General features: G+C 47.4%; 15 protein-coding genes. 7 read left to right on the top strand and 8 right to left on the bottom strand.

Annotated features, from left to right (window positions below; genetic code table 11):
- Positions 1 to 133: 133 nt before the first annotated feature.
- From FSB75_RS10900 to FSB75_RS10890, 3 genes are all read right to left on the bottom strand, one after another.
- Complete coding sequence (locus tag FSB75_RS10900; protein WP_146786966.1) at positions 134 to 709, bottom strand: hypothetical protein; 576 nt, start codon at positions 707 to 709, stop codon at positions 134 to 136.
- A 192-nt stretch (positions 710 to 901) separates the two neighbouring features.
- Entirely contained in the window at positions 902 to 2614 is a 1713-nt protein-coding gene (gene glgP, locus FSB75_RS10895) for an alpha-glucan family phosphorylase (protein ID WP_146786963.1), read from the bottom strand.
- A gap of 69 nt (positions 2615 to 2683) precedes the next feature.
- Positions 2684 to 3655 carry a hypothetical protein gene (locus FSB75_RS10890; protein WP_146786960.1) on the bottom strand — a complete coding sequence of 324 codons (972 nt, stop codon included), beginning with the start codon at positions 3653 to 3655 and terminating at the stop codon, positions 2684 to 2686.
- Between the two features lie 174 nt (positions 3656 to 3829).
- Here FSB75_RS10890 and FSB75_RS10885 point away from each other — a divergent pair, with 174 nt between their 5' ends.
- Together FSB75_RS10885 and FSB75_RS10880 are read left to right on the top strand one after the other, a co-directional pair.
- The gene (locus tag FSB75_RS10885; RefSeq protein WP_146786957.1) at positions 3830 to 4486 is read left to right on the top strand and encodes a metal-dependent transcriptional regulator; all 657 of its coding nucleotides are present in this window, start codon (positions 3830 to 3832) and stop codon (positions 4484 to 4486) included.
- Positions 4479 to 6359 carry an Nramp family divalent metal transporter gene (locus FSB75_RS10880; RefSeq protein WP_146786954.1) on the top strand — a complete coding sequence of 627 codons (1881 nt, stop codon included), beginning with the start codon at positions 4479 to 4481 and terminating at the stop codon, positions 6357 to 6359. The genes FSB75_RS10885 and FSB75_RS10880 overlap by 8 nt, the downstream gene beginning before the upstream one ends.
- Before the next feature lie 406 nt (positions 6360 to 6765).
- Here FSB75_RS10880 and FSB75_RS10875 read toward each other — a convergent pair whose 3' ends face one another.
- The 3 genes from FSB75_RS10875 to FSB75_RS10865 form a co-directional block, all read right to left on the bottom strand.
- Positions 6766 to 7362, bottom strand: coding sequence for a hypothetical protein (locus FSB75_RS10875; protein WP_146786951.1), 597 nt, complete (start codon positions 7360 to 7362; stop codon positions 6766 to 6768).
- A 243-nt stretch (positions 7363 to 7605) separates the two neighbouring features.
- A complete protein-coding gene (locus FSB75_RS10870; protein WP_146786948.1) occupies positions 7606 to 9147 on the bottom strand; it encodes a glycoside hydrolase family 28 protein in 1542 nt (513 codons plus the stop codon).
- A 135-nt stretch (positions 9148 to 9282) separates the two neighbouring features.
- Positions 9283 to 10512 (bottom strand): 4-hydroxy-3-methylbut-2-enyl diphosphate reductase, encoded by a 1230-nt coding sequence (locus tag FSB75_RS10865; RefSeq protein ID WP_146786945.1) that lies wholly within the window; start codon positions 10510 to 10512, stop codon positions 9283 to 9285.
- A 162-nt stretch (positions 10513 to 10674) separates the two neighbouring features.
- On the opposite strand from FSB75_RS10865, the gene FSB75_RS10860 reads away from it, so the two are divergent.
- From FSB75_RS10860 to FSB75_RS10845, 4 genes are all read left to right on the top strand, one after another.
- Positions 10675 to 11910, top strand: coding sequence for an alpha-amylase family glycosyl hydrolase (locus FSB75_RS10860; protein WP_146786941.1), 1236 nt, complete (start codon positions 10675 to 10677; stop codon positions 11908 to 11910).
- A 39-nt stretch (positions 11911 to 11949) separates the two neighbouring features.
- Positions 11950 to 12333: a hypothetical protein gene (locus FSB75_RS10855; protein ID WP_146786938.1), complete on the top strand. Its 384-nt coding sequence runs from the start codon at positions 11950 to 11952 to the stop codon at positions 12331 to 12333.
- A 429-nt stretch (positions 12334 to 12762) separates the two neighbouring features.
- Positions 12763 to 13980, top strand: a complete 1218-nt coding sequence (locus FSB75_RS10850) for a GDSL-type esterase/lipase family protein (protein WP_146786935.1) — start codon at positions 12763 to 12765, stop codon at positions 13978 to 13980.
- Between the two features lie 293 nt (positions 13981 to 14273).
- Positions 14274 to 18038, top strand: a complete 3765-nt coding sequence (locus FSB75_RS10845; RefSeq protein WP_146786932.1) for a fibronectin type III domain-containing protein — start codon at positions 14274 to 14276, stop codon at positions 18036 to 18038.
- Positions 18039 to 18113: 75 nt separating this feature from the next.
- On the opposite strand, the gene FSB75_RS10840 is transcribed toward FSB75_RS10845, so the two are convergent.
- Both FSB75_RS10840 and rocD read right to left on the bottom strand, forming a co-directional pair.
- On the bottom strand, positions 18114 to 18812 hold the full coding sequence (locus FSB75_RS10840) for a VIT1/CCC1 transporter family protein (protein ID WP_146786929.1): 699 nt from the start codon (positions 18810 to 18812) through the stop codon (positions 18114 to 18116).
- 87 nt (positions 18813 to 18899) lie between these two features.
- Positions 18900 to 20132, bottom strand: a complete 1233-nt coding sequence (gene rocD / locus FSB75_RS10835) for an ornithine--oxo-acid transaminase (protein WP_146786926.1) — start codon at positions 20130 to 20132, stop codon at positions 18900 to 18902.
- A gap of 154 nt (positions 20133 to 20286) precedes the next feature.
- On the opposite strand from rocD, the gene FSB75_RS10830 reads away from it, so the two are divergent.
- Entirely contained in the window at positions 20287 to 20772 is a 486-nt protein-coding gene (locus FSB75_RS10830; RefSeq protein ID WP_146786923.1) for a VOC family protein, read from the top strand.
- Positions 20773 to 20810 lie beyond the last annotated feature (38 nt).

Here is a 20810-nt window from a genome sequence, read left to right as displayed (position 1 = left end):
ACGTGCAAAGCGTTTGCGAAGGAGTGGCATTTCAAGTTCGTCCGATTCACGTTTGCTTTGCCGTTGAATAATGTTTTGTTGTTCAATTTAGCACTTTAGCCACTCTTTTATAAACGCTATGTTATAGGCAACACTACCAGTCTGTCAGTGTTTTCATTCCAATAGCGTACAACTCGGTCCGAAGCCCATAAAGTACCATGCTGGCACCCAGTGGACCCGTTAGGCCAAAGGTTTGTTCTTTCCAACGGTCTGGGTTTGGTGCTATTCCCAAAGAATCATTCATTGCCTTTATAGCAACCTTTTGCTTCTCCGTTCTTGCAACGGCCTTCCCTATTGCAATTGTGCGATTCAATTTGTTGATGATGCTGTCACCGGCTCCTTTGTAAAGAAAAATGGATTTCACCAGTTCTACCGTGTGAACATCCTTGTCGTTTAACCCGTCCATCTCTGTTTTGAGGCTATCGAGGTAGTTGTCAGTGCTGGTAAAGGTTGTTTTGAAGGTTTGCAGGTTTTGCAGCCCGAATTTGTCGCTGTTGCTTTTTTCCGCAAGCTGATACGCTTCCCTGAACTCCTCTTTCGATTTCTCAATTTCGGCATTCATATCCTGTTTAGCTGTTTCAATATTGCTGTCAACTTGCTGTTCAATGTGTTCGCTAACGCTATTGCAGCCGAAAAGAAATGTTAGTGTTAGTAATGGTAGTGTTTTCATGATCGTCCTAATGCGTTGCCTATAACAGCTAATATACGCACCTTCTTGTTCAACTTTTGATTGATACTCAAACAAAAGTTGAACAAAACCTTTGCTTACTAACAATAAATACCACACAAGATTTCTCTACTGAAATAAAAAATGCCGGCACAGTTACCGGCATTTGCTAAATCAATTTATCGAACAAAATGCTTAATGCGCAATGTCGTCTTCAACCAGCACTTCCTTTGCAGTAGGCGGCGTGTAAGGCCGTTTGTACAACAACTCGTAATACTCTTCCGCCATGCGGTTGCTGTTAAAGGTTATCTGTACGTCACGCATACCGTTCTTCACCACTTGCCGCCAGGTATCAGGCTCGTCGTAGTAAAGCGGAAGGATTTCTTCGTTCAGTATTTTGTACAACTGGTCTAAATCATATTGGTCCTGTTCCTGCACGTTCATTGTCGCGTAATCAGCCGGCGGCACCACAAAGCCGTTGTTGCCATGATGCACAAATTCCGGAATCCAACCATCGTTCGTACTAAAGTTTACCGCGCCGTTCATGGCCGCCGTCATGCCGCTTGTGCCCGATGCTTCACGCGGCACACGCGGATTGTTCAACCAACAATCGGCTGCTTGTTTCAAACGTTTTGATAAACTCAACTCGTATCCAATAAGCACTGCCACGTTTTTATAAGACTTGCTCAGGTTTACCAGATAATTGAATTCGGAAATGGCGGGATAATCAACCGGGTAAGGCTTGCCGGCCCAAATGATTTGCACGGGATGCTTTGCGTTGTTCAACAAGGCTTCAAAACGTTCGCGGTCCGATGCAATCAAGCCCGCACGTTTGTAACCCGCAAAACGCCGTGCCCACACAATGGTAAACACGTTCGGGTCAAACCATTTGCCGGTTTGGTCGGCTACGATTTCAAAGGCACGTTTCTTCATCCATTTTTTGCGGTCGTCAAACTTGGCGTCATTCGCCTCTTCGCCTGCCTGGTACAAAGCCTTGTCGCTCCAGTACCGCCAGTTTTGTGCGTTGGTGATGGAAAGTATCGGGCAAATGTCCTCGTACTTGCCCCACATTTCGCGTGACACTTCGCCGTGCAATTTTGATACGCCGTTGGCGATGCGTGCAAAACGCAAGGCCGCCAATGAATGATTGAATTGATCGTCGGTAATGCCGGTGAGCTCACGCACTTCGTCAATGCTTAAGCCCGAGAAATAACTCATCTTAGCGCAGAGATAAATGTCGTGTTTTTCGTTGCCGGCTTCTTCGGGTGTATGCGTGGTAAACACCAAACGCTTGCGCACTTCTTCCCGGTCCTTGCCGTACTTCTGATAAAGATAAAACGCGGCCGACACGCCGTGTGCTTCGTTCAGGTGATAGACTTCGGGATCGAAACCGATTTCTTCCAACAGCCTTGCACCGCCGGCGCCTAGCAAAATAAACTGTGCCACTTTGGTTGAAACGTTTGCATCGTACAAACGGTGCGTGATGGTTTGCGAGATATAGTCGTTCTCCGGAATGTCCGTCGTCATTAAAAATAGCGGCGCAGAGTTAAACGTAGTGGGCGGCAGATACATCACTTTCACCCAAACCGGATGTTCGTGAATGGTGAGTGAAAACTTAATGCCCGTGTCTTCGAGGAAGGAATAAATTTTTTCCATCCAGGTTACTTGCAGGGACTGATCCTGATTGCGGGCCTGGTCGTAATAACCGTATTTCCACAGAATGCCGATGCCGATTAAATTCTGGCGGAGTTCGTAGGCGCTGCGCAGGTGCGAGCCGGACAAAAAGCCAAGACCCCCGCTGTAAATTTTCAGGGGCTGGTGAATGGCAAATTCCATTGAGAAATAAGCCACGCGTTTTGCGTAGCGGTTGTCCACAGGATAAGGCACTTGATAAGATGTGAAATTCATTCTTTTAGATTTTACAAAGGGGCAAAATAAGTCATTTTCATTAATGTGTGGTAACGACACGGGCTTCAATTACCTTCTTTTGGTCTTTGAAGAAAGCGGTTTCGCCGATTGTGCCTTTTTGCGGGTGAAGCTTCCGCTGAGCGGACAGTCGAGTCCGCGGTAATTGCCGCAGCCTCTTTCCTCGGACATGGAAACCGTATTGCCGTTAAAGGTTAAGTTTAAAACACAAGGATCGCCACCTTGCCGATACGCTGCGGTGGTTGACGTTGTGAGAATAAATTCGCCTTTTAATTGTCCGATGCAATCACCTGCTTCGTTTTCGGTATGAATGTAAACAAGCAATTGAGTGGGATAGCGTCCGTCGCGAACGGCAATTAAATTTTTCTTGTTTAAAAAATAATCGCCGGCGAGTTTGTTCTTTTTTGGAAAGGTATCAATGGGATTGACCAACACAGCGGGATTGTCGTTCAGCGCATCCATCATAATCAGGCTAAAAGCTTTTGACGCTGCGTCGTAAGCCACCACTTCTTTTCCCTCTCCTGTAACCTCTGCGCCGTTGCGCAAGGTGGTTGTCTTGGTCACGGTAAAGTTCTTATCCATCACCACTGTTTGCGACGTGTTCGGATTGGCATCGGGTAAAAGAAGCGGATAAGTGGCGCCGAAATTATTCTGCTTATCAAACACCAGCAGCAGTGCTGCTTTTTTGCCGCCGCCGGAAGCTTTGATGATGTAATAAACGTCTTTTCCTTTTTGTGCAAAGCGTGCCAGCGCCGTATAGCGGATTTTGTCCTCATCAAAATATTTCTTTTTGATGCTGTCGGCAATCAGCGGCGCAACAATGCTTGCCGGAAGCGAAGCGGTATCGCTGTTGCGAAGCAAGGCCGTGTCGCTTAATTGATAGGGAAGTGCACCTTCCTTAAAAAATGAAGCAAGCCCTATTTGCGGCGCTTCGGTTTTTGTTTGCGTTTCTTTCTTCTTGTCGTCATTCTTGCAAGCTGCAAAGCAGAGCAGCAAAAAAATCATCCATACCGGTCTGAACATCGTCGGCTATTTAAGGCTAAGTAAAACAAAATTTGGAAAATGAATCAGGGATGACAGCTTTATGGAGCACAGATGACAGAGAAAACCGCACTTCAAATTATTCAGTCGCCGTCATCTGTCAGCGGTTTATCGGTTTCTTTTTTTAGATTCGCCTAAATTTTAAATTAGCCAGCCTTGAATTATTCCATCAGCGAAGAAAATTATCTGAAGGCCATCTACCATCTGCAGGAAAAGGGCGGCACGGCCAGCACCAATGCCGTAGCGGAGCAACTCAACACCAAGGCCGCATCCGTTACCGACATGATGAAGAAGCTTAGCGCCAAAGGGCTTCTCAACTATACGCCTTATTACGGTTTTTCGTTAAGCACCGAAGGGAAGAAAACGGCTTTGTTCATCATCCGGCGTCACCGGCTCTGGGAATTTTTTCTTTCGCAGAAGCTGGGCTTTAGCTGGGAAGAAGTACACGGCCTGGCCGAAGAACTGGAACACGTGAGCAGTAAAAAACTCATTGACCGCCTCGACGAATTTCTCGGCTTTCCGCCTTACGATCCGCACGGCGATCCCATTCCCGACAGCAAAGGAAAAATAACGGCACGCAACCAATTGCCACTCTCTTTGTTGCCTTTACACAAAAGCGCCACGGTATGCCGCGTGGCCAATCAGTCGGCGGAAATGTTGGAACTGCTCAAGCACAAGGCCATCGCCATTGGTACAAAACTGGAAGTAAAAAAACATTTTCCTTTTGATCAATCCATCGAAATCAAACTGAAAACAAAAACGGTGACGATAAGCGAACAGGCCGCAAAAAACATTTTTGTCGTGTATGAATAGGCTAACCACGGAAGCCTCGCTGAGCGAGGTGCACCAAAGCGTTGATACCACCAATCTTTCCAAGCCCAAGTGGCGGCGAATCTTGTCCTATTTCGGTCCGGCTTACTTGGTAAGCGTTGGCTATATGGATCCCGGCAATTGGGCTACGGATTTGCAGGGCGGCAGCCAGTTTGGCTACAAGTTAATTTGGGTCTTATTGATGAGCAACCTGATGGCCTTGCTGCTGCAAATGCTGTCGGCACGATTGGGTATTGTTCGCGGCAGAGACCTGGCGCAAGCCAACCGCGAAACCTATCCAAAGTCTATCAATTTTGTTTTGTACCTCCTTGCCGAAGTAGCCATTGCCGCTACCGATTTGGCCGAAGTGTTGGGCATGGCCATCGGCATTCAACTGCTCACGGGCATGCCGTTGTTGTGGGCGGTTTTGATCACCGTATTTGATACCTTTTTATTGTTGCTGTTGCAAAGGCTTGGCATGAGAAAGATGGAGGCTTTCATCATTTGCCTCATTGCCATCATCGGGATTTCTTTTCTGGTTGAAATTATTCTTGCAAAGCCAAACCTTAGCGAAGTGGTTACCGGTTTTGTGCCTTCCATTCCCAACACACAAGCCTTGTTTATTGCAACGGGAATCATCGGTGCCACCATCATGCCGCACAATCTTTATTTGCATTCGGCCCTTGTGCAAACAAGAAAAATAAGCCGCAGCAAAAGCGGCATTAAGCGGGCCTTGAAGCTGAACTTTATTGATAGCGTTGTAGCGTTGAATGCCGCTTTTTTTGTGAACGCGGCCATCCTTATTTTGGCTGCCGCGGTGTTTTTTAAAGCGGGCCGCAGCGACGTGGCCGAGATTAAAGAAGCACACAAGTTGCTGAACTTTTTTTTGGGAACGCACATCGCGCCTATTTTGTTTGCGGTGGCGCTCATTGCTGCCGGACAAAGCAGCACCATTACCGGCACGCTTGCTGGACAGATTGTGATGGAAGGTTACCTGCGTATTCGCATCAACCCTTGGGTGCGGCGATTGCTTACAAGGGTTATTGCCATCATTCCTGCCGTGCTTGTCATTGTTGTAAACGGCGAGGAAAACATTGACGATTTATTGGTGCTTAGCCAGGTGGTGTTGAGTTTGCAATTGGGCTTTGCCATTGTGCCGCTCATTCATTTTGTAAGCGATAAAAAAACGATGGGCGAGTTTACCATCGGTCCGTTTGTGCAGGTATTGTCGTGGTGCGTAACAGCCGTTCTTGTTTACCTCAATCTTCGAATGCTGTACGAAAAAGGCGGCGAGTATTTTGCAGCCAGTGACAATGTGTTTTGGAAGCTGATTATTCTTGTTTCTGCCTTGCTGTTTGTAGGCCTGCTGGCCGTTACCGTTTTTTATCCGTTGTGGCGGCGAAGACCGTCGGGGTTGTCGGCAAGGGTTCACAAAGAGCAGCCTTCTTCGCTTGGCGCAACAGCTTTGCCGCATTACCGAAAAGTGGCCGCAGCACTGGATTTTAGCGAACGTGATGAAAACATTTTGGCGCACGCTGTGGCGCAGGCCGGCGAAGGCGCAACCGTTATTTTAATTCACATTGTAGAAAGCGTATCGGCGCAAATGCTGGAAGAAAACAGCGATGATTTTGAAACACAAAAGGACAAAGAAAAATTAGAAGCCTACGCCGAAGAAATCCGAAAGCAGAACCTGAATGCGGAAACGGTGTTGGGCTTTCGTTACCGCACCAAAGAGATTGCCCGTTTGGTGAACGAATCCGGCGCTGATCTTTTAATTATTGGTGCTCACGGGCACAGAGGCGTAAAGGATTGGCTTTATGGCCAAACGATTGACGCAGTGCGGCACAAGCTGAAGATACCGGTGTTGATTGTGTGACCAGGGATGAAAGGATTAAAAAGGATTGTCGGGATGTAGAAACGAAAGTGATTATAAGCCAGAAGTTCGTCTATCCATTAAGCGTCGGTTGCGTCGCACTCTTGTACGTTCGGGAATCCTATTGAGCAAGATGCAAACTTCAACTTTGTTTGTTTTTGCTTATTCATTTGCTCGTTGGCGTGGGTGCCAACGAGAGCTATAGTCCATTAGTAGTTCCAACCATTCTCGGTCTTTTCAAAAAGGTTTTGGCTATCAAATTCCATTGTCTCGCCTTTCTTATAATGCCGATAATCACCTTTGCTCCACCCTTTTTTGAAATAGCTGTCAGGTTTGAAAAACACTGATTGATGAACCGTAAAGTGTTGGTGAGCATTTTGCAAAAACCTGATTTTTAGATGATACTTCATTAAGTATTCTTTTGTCCGAACATTTCCTGTTTTACTCCATCTGCCTCTTTAAAATCAATGACTTCAACCATGTTCGGACTTTCTTTTTGGAATTCTGCGATTATAAGTTTCCTTGCTTCGTCTTCAGATAATTTGTTTGGGTCAATTGAAGAACAGGAGAGAGCAAAACATGCAATTAGCACTGTCAGCAGTTGCTTTAGAAAACCAATTCTGTCGTTCATGAATTTCTTATAGTCGTCACCTTGAAAAACATCGCTTTTGTCGTTGTTGCAGAAATAACAGCTCGGCACAATATTTCCGATTTCATATTTGCCATTCGGGTTGTATCTATCAACTTCTAACCACATTCCCCTGCTTGTTCCACGTCCGTGTTTGCCGTTTTGAGGAAAACGTTTTGATGTCAATTTCCGGTTTCTAACTATTTGTTGACTTTCGGATGCTGTCAATCCGCAATAGTGGCAAGAGGTGGCATTTGTAACATACCAATTTTGAAAGGTATCAAAGTCCATATTGCCGATTTTGCCTTCACGAACTTTGTCATTGTACCATGAGCGAAGTTGCTTGTCAGTTTTGTCGAGATGTTTATAGTCCTGCATGTTTGAATATGAAACGGGCTGCGTATTTCGCACAACACGTAAATATATGCCGTAGAACTGCATCATCCGAAAAACTGCCCACTTGGAAATCAACCTCTTGATGTTCGCAATTTCTTATTGTCATGGCGCAAATCACTTTTTACCATTCGTGCCGAATAGAATTACCAAACGCACAAGTGTGCGACGCAACAGACGATGATAGTAGCAATACAGCTCAGTACATAAAACAACACATGCGCCACTTTACTTGCCGCCTTCGTAAACAATCCCACTGCTGTTTGTAGCGGTGTATTGTGGCTTTGCACCGCTTGTTGTTTTCACGTTTATAAAACTTACGTTCTCCGCGTCGTTGATGACAACCTTTGCGTTTTCGGGAAGAAGAATATTGGTGAAACTAACGTTGCGCAGGCGGTGCGCCGGATCTTTAAAACCGTTTATGTCAATCACCGGTTCTTTCAGCGAAGCACCGGACAAATCAATGTTCTTAAAAACAAAATTTTCGAAGGTGGGCACTTCGGGTGCAGGTTCGCCATCGTTGTTATAATTCACTGCTGAGAAGACCGTGATTTGCAGCAACTGGCAATCGGCAACGGTTACATTTTTTACGTAGCCTCCGCGGTCCTTCGTGCCTTTGATTTGCATACCATGAAGCAGCGCACCGGCCTTGCAATTTTGCACCAACACATCGCTTACGCCGCCCGACATTTCGCTGCCGATGGAAATGCCGTGCCCTCTTTTAAAATCGCAATCCGTGATGCGTACGTTTTTCGTGGGCTTTGCCACAAAAAAACCTTCGGGATTTTTTCCCGATTTAATGGCAATGCAATCGTCGCCGGTATCGAAGGTGCAATTGAAAATATAAGAGTCGGTTGTTGAGTCGGGATCAATGCCGTCGCCGTTACGAATGCCGTTCGTAACGATGTTTAAATCATGGCAAGTAACGTTGTTGCTGTAGATGTAATGAACGGTCCAGCAGGGCGGTTCGGTCACGGTGAGAGTGGAAAGGCACACGTTCTGGCAATTCATCAAACAAACAAGGCGTCCGCGGCTTCTGATGCCGCTGGCTTTAATCATCGCATCGCCCAAGCGTTTTCCGCCACCCGAGATTGTTCCGCCGCCGGTGATGCGAAGGTTCTTTACGTTGTAGGTTCCTGCCCGGTTGAGTGTGCCGGCGTTTAACAGGCTTGCGTAGGTTTTTAACTCCCATCCTTCAAATCGGTTCAGGATCATCGGCAGATAATCCTGCACATCGGTTGAGCCTTTGAGCACGGCGTCTTTTTCAATGTAAAGCGTCATGTTGCTTTTCAAAAAAAGCGCACCGGAAACAAAGGAGCCTTTTGGAATGTAAACCGTTCCGCCGTCGGTGCAGGCATCAATCGCGGCTTGAATGGCCTTTGTGTTTTTGAACGCACTGTCGGCCTTAGCGCCGTAGTCAAGAATGTTGTAAACCTTTCCTTTTGCAGCGGTTTTAAAGCGCAGTGTGACATTCTCTTTTTCGTTGCTGCTTCCGCTTTGTTTAACCCTGACGCCAACCGTGTACGTTGTATTAGGTTGCAACTGCGCAAGCGTATAATTTGTTTTGCTTGTGAATGCCACCGCTTTGCCGTTCAGCGAAACTTCGTAAACCGTGTTGCTCTTTTCGCTTTGCTTGTCCCACAACAAAGTCACAGTGTTTTCGCTTAGCGTTCCGGGTGCGACAAAAAGGTTGAATTTGTTTGGCGGCGATGCAAGAACAACTGCGGTGCAGAGAATAGACAAGAAAAACAGAACAGCAAATTTCTTCATACAGCAAGGTATTAGCGATACGGGTAAAGCTACTTTCCGCCGTTGAAGAATTGTCCTGTGCTATCCCGAAGCGGACGCCTTGAATAAGAAAGTTTCGCTTGCCTCTTGGGCATGCTGCCGTGTACTCGTAACGTTTTATTTGCTGATTGCTTCGGTTATGTCCTCTACCGTTTTGCTTTGCGGATAAAAGGAAACCAACTTGCGAATTACGGCCTCCACCAGGGCATCGGGACAAGAAGCACCGCTGGTAATTAAAATGGAAACGGGTTCTTTGGAAGGCAAATAATCGTTCGTCACCAGTTCTTCGTTCGTGTGAAAATTGTAATGCAGTATCGTTTGCGGCGACAAGATTTTTTCTTCGCTGCTGATAAAATAGGTGGGCAGGATTTCTTCGCATAATTCAACAAGGTGAGAGGTGTTGGAAGAATTGTAGCCGCCAATAACAATGGCCAAGTCAGCAGGCGTATTCAACATGCCGGTGACAGCGGTTTGGTTGTCATTGGTGGCATAGCACAAAGTGTCGCGGGTATCGGCAAAATGATCCTTGACGGTTGAATCATCGAGCCCGAATTTTTTTATCATCGTTTCGCGCAGGTAATCGGCGATGGCTTGCGTGTCGGAAGCAAGCATGGTGGTTTGGTTCACCACGCCGATGCGTTGCAAATCTTTTTCTACGTTGAAGCCTTCGGAATATTGGCCGCCGAATTCGGTGTAAAAATCAGCAGCGGGCTTTTCGCCCAAAATGTATTTTGCCAGTTCAATCGTTTGCTGCATGTCTTTCACCACAACCGAGGGTGCGTTAGCGGTGGCATGAGAAAACGTGGCCCTTGTTTCTTCGTGCGAAGGCTTGCCGTGAATAACAATGGTGTAGTTGTTTTTTGCAATGGCTTCGCTGCGGTTCCAAACCTTTTCTACGAACGGACAAGTGGTGTTGTACTTTTCTACTTGTATGCCGATGCCGCGTAGTTTTTGTTCGATAGAAAGCGTAGTGCCGAAGGCTGGAATGAGCACGATGTCTTCAGCCGTCAACTCTTCAAACGGAATGAGTTGACGGCCTTTGTTGTCTTGCAAAAAGGTTACGCCGCTTTGTTTCAGGTCGCCGTTCACCTGCGGGTTATGAATCATTTCGCTTAACAGAAAAATGCGCTTACCAGGATTTTCTTCTACCGTGCGAAAGGCAATGTCAATGGCGTTTTCCACGCCGTAGCAAAAACCAAAATGGCGGGCTAAATAAATTTTCAGCGGACCAAAATGGAGCAAGGTGGGAGAGAAGTCTTTCTTCATGCGGTCTTCTTCCTTGCGCGCCTTTTTAACGGCGCTGATGAGCGGACTGCGATAAACAACCGGAACGTCGAAGCTTTTCATTGTCTGCAAAAGTAGGCCAGGCAAGGGGCAAGAAATAATTAAGAAGTAATAATTAAAAATTAAGAATGGCAAACAACCAACTGCGCTTCGTTCCATAATGAAGACTATTAATTGTTCATTGTTAATTATTAATTATTAATTCATCCCTCTATCTTCACCACCATGCAAGACTGGATTCAGCACACCAACATTTACGAAGTCAACCTGCGGCAATACACACCCGAAGGAACGATCAGCGCTTTTGCAGCACACTTGCCGCGGTTGAAGGATATGGGCGTGGAAACGCTTTGGTTCATGCCCCTTACACCCATTTCGAAAAAGAACCGCAAAGGCACAATGGGCAGTTATTATGCCTGTTCAGATTATACTTCGGTGGCGCTTGAATTCGGGACGTTGGATGATTTTAAGACCCTCGTTTACCAAGCACACCAAATGGGTTTTAAAGTGATTCTTGATTGGGTGGCCAATCACACCGGTTGGGATCACTGGTGGACGGTTGAGCATCCCGGTTGGTACGAAAAAGACGAACATACCGGTGACTTTAAAAAAGCCTCCGGCATGGACGACATCATTGAACTGGATTTTAAGAATCCGGCGCTGCGCAAAGCCATGATTGGCGCCATGAAGTTTTGGATTACCGAAACCGGTATTGACGGCTTTCGCTGCGACCTGGCTTTTTGGGTGGAACTGGATTTTTGGCTGGAGGCAAAACCGGAACTGGAAAAGTTAAAGCCGCTGTTTTGGCTGGGTGAGTTAGATCCGCTTGACAATCCTGAATACATGCAGGTATTTGATGCCGCTTACACCTGGCGGTGGATGCACAAGGCCGAACACTTTTACAAAGGCCAGGCATCATTCAATGAACTTTTGCAGGTGTTGGATCAATACCAAGATGCGCCGGGCACCAAAGCCTGGTTTACGTCCAACCACGACGAAAACAGTTGGAACGGAACGGAATACGAGAAGTACGGCGAACTGGCAAAAGCTTTAGCCGTGTTTAGTTGTACGTGGCCGGGTTTGCCGTTGATTTATAGTGGACAGGAATTGCCGAATCAAAAGCGTCTTCAATTTTTTGAAAAAGATACAATTGATTGGCAGCCAGATTGTGCCCATCACCTCTTTTACAAAAATCTGTTTGACTTGAAAAAATCCAACAGCGCTTTAGCTGTGGACGCTTCGTTGCAAGTCTTGCGCAGCGATGCCGGTGAGAAAGTTTTGGTCTTTAAACGAAGCAAAGGAGACAAGGAGGTTGTGGTTGCACTGAATTTTTCTTCCGAAGAAAAACAATTTGCGTTTCCGGTAGCTATTGATTCCATGACCGAGCTGTTTTCGTCGCCCGTTTTGCAAGCTTCAACGCTTTCGCTTCCACCCTGGGGTTTTTCGGTTTGGGTGAAATAGCTTCCGTTAACTTTGCCGGCATTTTATTGATTTCTTACTATGCGTTTGAATGTACTTCTTTCCTTGCTGGTCGCTGCATTGTTGGTAGCCGCTTGCTTTATGCCTTGGATGACGATAGAAAGCAAAGGCATCACCATTACCGGCGTTGACACAACGGGTACAACCTTTGGCAAGCCAGCCTACTTTCATTTTTTCTGGGCAGGACTTTGTCTCCTCTTTGTTTTGTTCAACAAAGTCTGGTCAAAGCGGGTGACGCTTTTGTTTGCGGCTTTTAACGTTGCCTGGGCGCTGCGAAATTTTTTGCTGCTCCCGGCTTGTGCAGGCGGCGAGTGTCCGGTTAGAAAGCTGGGACTTTACCTTGTGTTGGCTTCCTCAGTACTGTTGTTTTTTGCACCGCTGGTTGAGAGAAAACCCATTGATTAAAACATTTTCTGCACAACAATACGGCTGATTAGCGGTTTTGATTATCGTATTTTTACGGTCTTCGCCGAGGAATAGGCAGACCTTATCGAATTTCAGACCTTTTCCATTTGACTATAAAACTGTTTGATTTAATGTTGCACCCTTAATCAAAGGCAGCGAAACTGCTTTCGAGAAAATTTTTTAAACAATATCCTAATGACTGGCCTGAATTTTGCGAAGTCCCCGTCGCATCTAACGTTGTGCTTTTTGCACGTGAACTCCAACCGAAAGTCTGCTGCACCACCACCCGCATCCGGGATAGAAACCTATGTCAATCACGTATTTGAAAACCTTGTTGGGTAAGCATTTGACCCGATAGAAGATCTATTGCCCCGTTAAAACCAATTGATATTTTGTTACATCCATCATTCATATTTAACGCCACCAATCATGAAAAAACTTTTCCTCTTTTTTCTCCTCCTGCCTTTTTTTTCGTTTAAACCAACCACCAGCGATCAAGACATTTTTTTCGGAGATTCCATCACCTTTGGAAACGAGCTGGGGACACAGCAATACACAGCTCGCTGGTCAACGCAGTATTGCAACGATATTCCAACCAGTGAAATAAACGATGCCCTTAGCGGTGCTTCCATGACCCCCGGTCTGAATGCGGGACGGCCTGTCTTCGATGTTAACCAGGTTCCAACATACCAATCTTCTTACCGCCACATTTTTATTAGCTACTGGGTAAACGATTATTTAAACGGCGGCACGCCAGCCGCTTATGCAGCAGCCACGACGAACGCAGTAAACGGCATTATTGCCAGAGGCTGGCCGGCCGCCAAGATTGTGCTTTGTTTTAATTATTTACCTGACACGGGACCTAGCATCTGGCCTTTCATGACGCACACTATTGGGCAACAATGGCTGGCAGCGCTGCGCAGTGTACAACAGGCAAAAGGCACCTCTTTCCTTGATTTTTACACTCCCATCTACAACCGTTCCGATAACGCCAGTTATGCGCCTGATAACATTCACCCAACGGCTGCGTGGAATTCAATCATGAAGCAATATGCCGAAACAAATATTGAAAGCCCTTCTTCGACCTTGCCGGTGACCCTGGTAAATTTTTCAGGACAGCGCCAAGCGTCTTCTACGGTTTTAAACTGGACTGTAGCGCAAGAACAAAACGTGTTGCGTTACGAAATAAACCGCAGTGGCGACGGAACAAACTGGACAAGAGTAGGGGAAGTAAACAGTCTTGGAAATACGGCTGCGCAGCGTTCGTACAGTTTTGTTGACAACAGCGCTGTTGCAGGAAAGCAGTATTACCGTTTGCGCACCGTTGATCAAAACGGCGCGTTTAAATTCAGCAACATCATAATTGTGAACGGCGTGAAAACTTCGCAACTTTCGCTCGGAGGCTTGTTTCCCAATCCAGTGGCCGCGACGTTAAACCTGGTGGTGAACGCGCCGGCAAAAGAGAACGTGACGGTTTACTTATTTGATGCGCTTGGCCGCACAGTTAAAACGCAACAACAAACAGTTGAAGCAGGGGCCAATACGGTTGATGTGAACGTGAGCCGCATGCGGTCAGGTACTTATGTCGTCAAGCTCATTTCTGAAAACGAAGGCATCAGTGCTGTTGAAAGATTTGTAAAAGAATAAGCGAATAAAAAAATAAATGGAAACCCGCACAGATGAAGTGCGGGTTTCTCGTTTTATAGTTGTTCAACGAAGACAAGTGGCAATTCATTTCTGGAATAGAACGCCCTTATTTAAGCAGCAAAGATTTGATTAAAAAAAATTCGTTTGACTGCGTTTTTTCACTCTATATTTATTCGCCAGTTCCCTGCCATGATTCCGCACCCCACCGAAAGCTGCTTTTGCCAAGCCGCCTGAAGGCAATCCTCGAATAACCGGAAACATACTTTCTTTCTATTACGCCTGTTATTTAACTTATGAAGAAATTCTACGCCCTCTCGCTGGCCGCTTTCGCGTTCCTTTCAATCAACGCCCAGACAACGTTTATTGCTTCTACATCTGCCAATGATGACCAGGAAAAAGTCTTGCGCAAACTACCGGCCTTCAATACTGTGTTGTTTGATGCTATTGCGAATAAAGAGAAGGTAGAAAGTATCTTTACCGGTGGTTATGAAAAAGCTCAACCTGAGATCATAAACTATTTAACGAAGGAAAATAATTATACTGCGTATAACAAAACGATTGCAGAGGAACCGTTTGCAAACTGTACGCCGCCGGCTAACCAGCCAACCTTCCTCATCTTCGGAATTCCTTCAAGTTCTTCGCAATCCGGTTCTTTTGCGCCTGCTGCGGGTGGCGCCACCGGTTATTTGATAACCGTAAGCGTAGGAGCTCTTAGCACCAATCCCGTAAACGGTACCGTTTATACCGCCGGTAGTTCTCTTGGCAACGGCGTGGTGGTGCAAAGCAGCGGCGTTACAAATTTTACTGCTAACAGCCTTTCCGGAAATACCCGCTATACGTATAGCATCTTTTCATACAACAACAGCAACTGCACAGGCGGACCGGCTTACAACACCGTTTCTCCCCTTTCCGGTATAGCTGTTTCTTGTCCTGCTACTCCATCGCAGCCCAGCGCTCCCGTTATTGCTGCAAATAGTTTCCGGTTAAGCTGGACGTCTTCTAAAGGCGGCGGCGCCAATCCTGTGTCGTATAACCTGGAAGTGGCAACCAACGCAAGTTTCACACAGGCAATTGCCGGTTCTCCCTTTACGGTGAGCGACACAACGACGGTTCAACCGCTTATGTCTTACACGGTTTCGGGGTTGGCTGCAACCACCACGTATTATTACCGGTTGAAGGCCAACGGCTGCAACGCCGCATCGGTAAGTGGAAATATTACTACCGCGTGCAATCCTGCCCCCTTGCCCTATGCACAAAGTTTTAATTCGTCCTCTATCCCTGCCTGTTGGAGCACCGCAATTGTGGCCGTGCAAACCAGCTCCAAAATCAGCTTTGTAACGCAAGGCTCAAATCCTTCTACCAACCCTTCGGGTGTCAACTCGCATTTCGTTCAGTACAAGTCGTACGACGGAACCAACGGCGGCGCCGGTTCGGAAGAAAGACTGATATCAGCACCCGTGACAACCTCGGGCATTGCCAGCGTTGACGTTGAGTTTTACTGGCGCAACGAAAACAACCCAAGCTTTTCCGCGGGAGCCTATCTCAACGAAGGGATACAGGTGCAATACTCAACCGATTACGGCGCCACCTGGATCAATGCCGGAAACTTGTTTGCCCGCCACGACCCAACATTGCCCGTGGGTACGGCAAAATGGAACCGAAAGATTTTGACTTTGCCATCGGGTGCCGCCAATCAGCCTGCTGTGTTGGTGGCTTTTAAGTTTCATTCCGAATTCGGCGACAACATGTTCCTTGACCTGGTGGGAATTGAAGCTACGCCGGGCTGTTATACACCGACAATGGAAGCGGTTAGCAATATTGTGCACAACGGTGCACGAATCAATTGGTCGGCTCCCGCGCAATTGCCGCTGAACTATGAAGTTTATTACAGCACTTCCAACACGGCGCCGACGGCTTCAACCGTCCCGACCGCCACGGGTATTACGAATTCTTACTACGACATAAGTGGCTTGGCGACTTCTACTACCTATTATGCCTGGGTGCGAGGCAACTGTGGCGGCACCGGCAAAAGTGTTTGGTCGGCGGCAGCCAGCTTTACCACTTTATGCTCGCCGGTAAGCGTGCCGTATTTGGAAAACTTTGATGCCGTAACATTGCCGGCTTTGCCAACTTGTACGGCCAGAGAAGATGTCAACAGCGACGGCAGTACTTGGACTACGGTTACCGCACCGACGGGTTTCAGCGGCAAAACATTACAGTATAGCTACAACGTTATCAATGCGTCCAACGACTGGTTTTATACGAGAGGAATAAGTTTAACCGCCGGTACATCGTACACGCTTACGTTTAAATACGGTAACAACAGCACACTGAATGCCGAGAAGATGAAAGTGTATTTAGGGAGCAGCCAGGCCGTCGCGGCGATGACTACCTTGCTTCAGGACTATCCGTTCATTAGCAACGGGACTATAAATACGGCCAGCATCACGTTTTCGCCGGCGGCATCAGGAGTTTATTACATCGGGTTTTATGCTTATTCCGATGCCAACCAATTTTATTTAAACCTGGACGATATTTCACTTACCGTAACGCCGGGAATACCGGCAAACGACGAGGCCACTGGCGCAATCAGCCTGACGGTAGGCGGCGGTTGCACGGGTGCTATTTATACCAATGCCGGCGCTACAAAAAGCGCTACGGAGGTATTTCCTTCTTGCTCAGGCACCGGTCAGGCCCCGGTGTGGTTTAAGTTTGTGGCGAGTGGCAGTGCCGTTCGTATCAGTACTGACGTTGGTGCGGGCAATACCTTTTCAGATTCGAAGATCGCCTTGTTCTCTGCAACCAATCCTGCTGATTACAGCACATTCACCATCTTGTCTTGCGACGACAATGGCGGCAGTGCCTTGGGTTCGGGCAACATGTCGGTGTTGTACGCAACGGGACTCACTGTTGGCAATACATATTTCGTGGCTGTGGATAAATCTTCGTCTTCTGTTGCAAGTGGAACGTTCTGTATCGCAGTTGATAATTTAGCAAGCGACATGCTTTCCACCAACAGCCAATGCAATTCCACGTTTCAAACATCGGCAGGAAGCAACACCACGTACACCGGTTTTGTGCCTTTGGTTGATGGGGAAGGCAAACTCGTTGCGCTCGTTAAAAACAATGCGGGTGATGCCGTGTCTTCTTATTCCTTTGCGGCAACGGTTTCCGCTGTGCAGCGCCAGTATTCGGGCAAGTATTATTTGAACCGCAATTACATGATCGGCAATTCAACCGGTAGAAACATAAACGTTCAATTGTTCTTCCTGAATGCTGAACTGGCCAGCCTGAACGCAGCGGACGGTACAACGCTGGCATCGCTTGGCCTCACAAGGCAAACCGGGTCGGCTTGTCAAACAAATTTTACGGCGGGTCTTGGTACTGCCAGTGCGGTTTCGCAAACTGCGAACGGAAGTGTCGGCGGTGTCAGTTGGATTGAAGCAACCTTGCCTACTGGCACGTCCAATTTGTTTGCGAACAGGACCGGCGTTGTGCTTCCGGTTAACCTGCTTTCTTTCTCCGGTAACCGGCAAGGCAACAACAATGTATTGAAATGGACAGTTGCCCAGGAGCAAAACGTTCAAGGCTACGAAATAGAAAGAAGTGCAAACAATGTGGATTGGCTTTTGGCCGGAACGGTGAATGGTTTAGGCAATTCAACCGCACAGCGTTCTTACACTTTCACCGATAACAACGTTGGCGGAACAAAGCAGTATTATCGGTTACGCATGATGGATCAAAACGGTGCATTCAAGTTCAGTAATACAATTTTGATCAGCGGGGTGAAATACTCTGTGTTAACAATAAGCGGCTTGTTCCCCAACCCATCAACGGCTAACATAAACCTGCTTGTGGATGCGCCGCAAAAAGACCTGGTTACCGTTGTTGTAACGGACGCAGTAGGCCGCACCGTGCAATCGAAAAAGGCTGCGATAGAAGCGGGTGCAAACAGTCTTGTGGTAAACGTTTCTTCGCTTGCGCAGGGAACTTACCTGGTAAAACTAATTTGCAGCAGCAACTGCGAAACGGCAGCCGCTAAATTTGTTAAGGAATAGAGAACGATTGCTTGTCCTAAAAAATCCCGCCGGCTGTTTGCGCGGCGGGATTTTTATGCGCAAAAGCTGAGAGGTTTAACTCTCAAAAATTTTTGCCACACCAAATGCCGCAGCCGCGGCAAACGCACCAATCAGCATTACCCGTAATGCGCCGGCCCAGGGATTGATGCCTGTCAGCCGGCTCTTGAACCATCCGAAAACAAAAAGGCAAAGCAAGGTTACGCCTACCGAAACCTCCAGGGCCGAAAGCGGCTTATGAAGAAAAAAATAAGGCGAAAGCGGAACAAGCCCCCCAACGACATAAGACGCGCCAATGTTGAACGCCGACTTTGTCGCCCGCTTTGGATCGGGTTCGTCAAGACCGAGTTCGTGCTTCATCATAAACTGCACCCACTTGTCTTTGTCTCTTGCAATTTCTTCCGTTGCTTTTTCCTGCAGTTCTTTGCTAAGACCAATGCCGGCGAAAAACTCTCTTGTTTCTTCTATTTCGCGGTGGCGCAGGTTCTCCACTTCGTAATACTCTCTGCGCAATTCACTGTTGTAATGATCTTGTTCTGTTTTGCCGGCTAAGTATCCGCCAAGTCCCATTGCAATTGAACCGGCGGCGATTTCGGCAATGCCGGCAATAATGATAATGGAAGTAGAGTGAACGGCGCCGCTTAAACCTGCGGCAAGTGCAAAAGGCACCGTCAGTCCATCACTCATGCCAATGACAACGTCGCGTAAAAAATCAGAGCTCTGTAAATGCTCCTCGTGATGAAGGTGTATTTCCATGCATTCGTTTTATCTCGTTGATCGTTAATTTTTATTCGTTGTTGGGAACCAACGTCGTTGTCGGTCAATAGCCAACAAAGGCCATTATCATTTTAATACCCCGAGGCTTTTTCCGATGATGTCAACGCATTCATCCAGTTGCTCCTTCGTGATAATGAGTGGTGGAGCAAGGCGTATTTTATCGCCGTGCGTGGGCTTGGCTAGCAGGCCGGCCTCTTTTAACGCTAAACAGAGGTCCCAACCCGCATCCTTGCTCACGTGTTCAATCACAATGGCGTTCAGCAAACCCTTGCCGCGAATTTTTTTGATGAAAGGCGAACGCAGGGCTTGTAACCTTTCTCTAAAATAAGCACCCAGTTCGGCCGCATTTTGAATCATGTTCTCTTCTTGCAAAACATCCAGCGCCGTCATGGCCACTTTGCAGGCGAGCGGATTTCCACCGTAGGTTGAACCGTGTTCGCCGGGACAGATGGTGAGCATGATTTCATCGTCGGCTAAAACTGCACTTACAGGCAGCGTGCCGCCGCTTAGGGCTTTACCAAGAATTAAAATATCGGGACGCACATCTTCGTAATCGCAGGCGAGCATTTTACCCGTTCGGCCCAGGCCCGTTTGAATTTCATCGGCCACAAAAAGTACGTCGGCTTCGCGGCACAAGCGATAGGCTTCGGCAAGATAGCCGTCGTCGGGAACGACCACGCCGGCTTCACCCTGAATGGGTTCTACCAAAAAGCCCGCAATGGTTTCATCACGCAAGGCCGTTTTTAGTGCCAGTAAATCGTTGTAGCGGACGGAAGTAAAACCCGGCATGTACGGACCGAAAGCCGTTCGTGCCGACGGGTCGCTGCTGAAGGAAATTACCGTGGACGTGCGGCCGTGAAAATTGTTCTCGCAAACCAGAATTTTTGCGGCGCCGTCTTCGATGCCTTTCACTTTGTACGCCCAGCGGCGCACAAGCTTTATGGCCGTTTCCACGGCTTCCACGCCGGTGTTCATGGGCAGCACCTTGTCGTAATCAAAAAGCCTTGTGATGTAGCGTTCGTATTCTCCCAGCAGGTTGTTGTAAAAGGCACGGCTGGTCAGCGTAAGCATTTGCGCTTGTTCCGTTAAAGCAGCAATTATTTTTGGATGGCAATGGCCCTGGTTCACCGCTGAATAGCCGCTTAAAAAATCGTAGTAGCGTTTGCCTTCTACATCCCAAAGAAAAACGCCCTGACCGCGTTCGAGAACCACGGGCAAGGGATGATAATTGTGAGCGCCGAATTTCTCTTCAAGGTCGAAATAGTATTGTGTGTCGTGTGCCACGGGTGTCGTAAGCATAAAAGAAGATTTATAATGAGTGATGGCGGAAGTAAGAATTGTAACGGAAAGATAGAGAAAGAAACGGCCGTACTCAATGGTTGAGCAGGTCTAAGTTGCGGGAGAGAAAAGAAAGCGAAACAGGCTTCATAACTTGTGGTAAAGTTATACAAGGATGTACAAAGTTCCGGTAGAAACAAAAATTGGTCACGTGCATTTAAAGGTGGCCGACCTTGAAAGAGCCTTAACCTTTTACCGCGACTTGCTGGGTTTTGAAGTGACGCAGTGGTACGGAATGAGTGCGGTGTTTTTGTCGGCGGGCGGCTACCATCATCACATCGGTTTAAACACCTGGTACAGCAAAGGCGCTGCGCCGGCGCCGGTGCGTTCGGCAGGGCTGTTCCATACGGCTATTTTATATCCTATGAGAAAAGATTTGGCGGAAATATTCAAGCGATTGCTCGATGCGAATTATACGTTGACCGGCGCGTCGGATCACGGTGTTTCGGAAGCGCTTTATTTAAACGATCCCGATGGAAACGGTGTGGAGTTGTATTGGGACAAGCCGAGAGATCAATGGCCCTTTGATGAGCAGGGAAATTTGCAGATGATAACAGAACCTCTTGATTTGAATGACTTGCTTTTGGAGCTTCAGAAATAAGAATTCGGAAGTCTGATGTCAGATGTCCGATTTCTTAC

The sequence above is a fragment of the Flavisolibacter ginsenosidimutans genome (genome assembly GCF_007970805.1).
GTDB classification, from domain to species: domain Bacteria; phylum Bacteroidota; class Bacteroidia; order Chitinophagales; family Chitinophagaceae; genus Flavisolibacter; species Flavisolibacter ginsenosidimutans.
This window is presented reverse-complemented; position numbering and strand designations above follow the sequence as displayed.

Excerpts from the sequence above, each read along its gene's own strand:
- FSB75_RS10840 (WP_146786929.1), bottom strand. The coding sequence starts at position 18,812 with ATGGAAATACACCTTCATCACGAGGAGCATTTACAGAGCTCTGATTTT.
- FSB75_RS10875 (WP_146786951.1), bottom strand. The coding sequence starts at position 7,362 with ATGCAGGACTATAAACATCTCGACAAAACTGACAAGCAACTTCGCTCA.
- FSB75_RS10865 (WP_146786945.1), bottom strand. The coding sequence starts at position 10,512 with ATGAAAAGCTTCGACGTTCCGGTTGTTTATCGCAGTCCGCTCATCAGC.
- FSB75_RS10860 (WP_146786941.1), top strand. The coding sequence starts at position 10,675 with ATGCAAGACTGGATTCAGCACACCAACATTTACGAAGTCAACCTGCGG.
- FSB75_RS10880 (WP_146786954.1), top strand. The coding sequence starts at position 4,479 with ATGAATAGGCTAACCACGGAAGCCTCGCTGAGCGAGGTGCACCAAAGC.
- FSB75_RS10830 (WP_146786923.1), top strand. The coding sequence starts at position 20,287 with ATGTACAAAGTTCCGGTAGAAACAAAAATTGGTCACGTGCATTTAAAG.
- FSB75_RS10850 (WP_146786935.1), top strand. The coding sequence starts at position 12,763 with ATGAAAAAACTTTTCCTCTTTTTTCTCCTCCTGCCTTTTTTTTCGTTT.
- FSB75_RS10890 (WP_146786960.1), bottom strand. The coding sequence starts at position 3,655 with ATGTTCAGACCGGTATGGATGATTTTTTTGCTGCTCTGCTTTGCAGCT.
- rocD (WP_146786926.1), bottom strand. The coding sequence starts at position 20,132 with ATGCTTACGACACCCGTGGCACACGACACACAATACTATTTCGACCTT.
- FSB75_RS10870 (WP_146786948.1), bottom strand. The coding sequence starts at position 9,147 with ATGAAGAAATTTGCTGTTCTGTTTTTCTTGTCTATTCTCTGCACCGCA.
- FSB75_RS10845 (WP_146786932.1), top strand. The coding sequence starts at position 14,274 with ATGAAGAAATTCTACGCCCTCTCGCTGGCCGCTTTCGCGTTCCTTTCA.
- FSB75_RS10900 (WP_146786966.1), bottom strand. The coding sequence starts at position 709 with ATGAAAACACTACCATTACTAACACTAACATTTCTTTTCGGCTGCAAT.
- glgP (WP_146786963.1), bottom strand. The coding sequence starts at position 2,614 with ATGAATTTCACATCTTATCAAGTGCCTTATCCTGTGGACAACCGCTAC.
- FSB75_RS10855 (WP_146786938.1), top strand. The coding sequence starts at position 11,950 with ATGCGTTTGAATGTACTTCTTTCCTTGCTGGTCGCTGCATTGTTGGTA.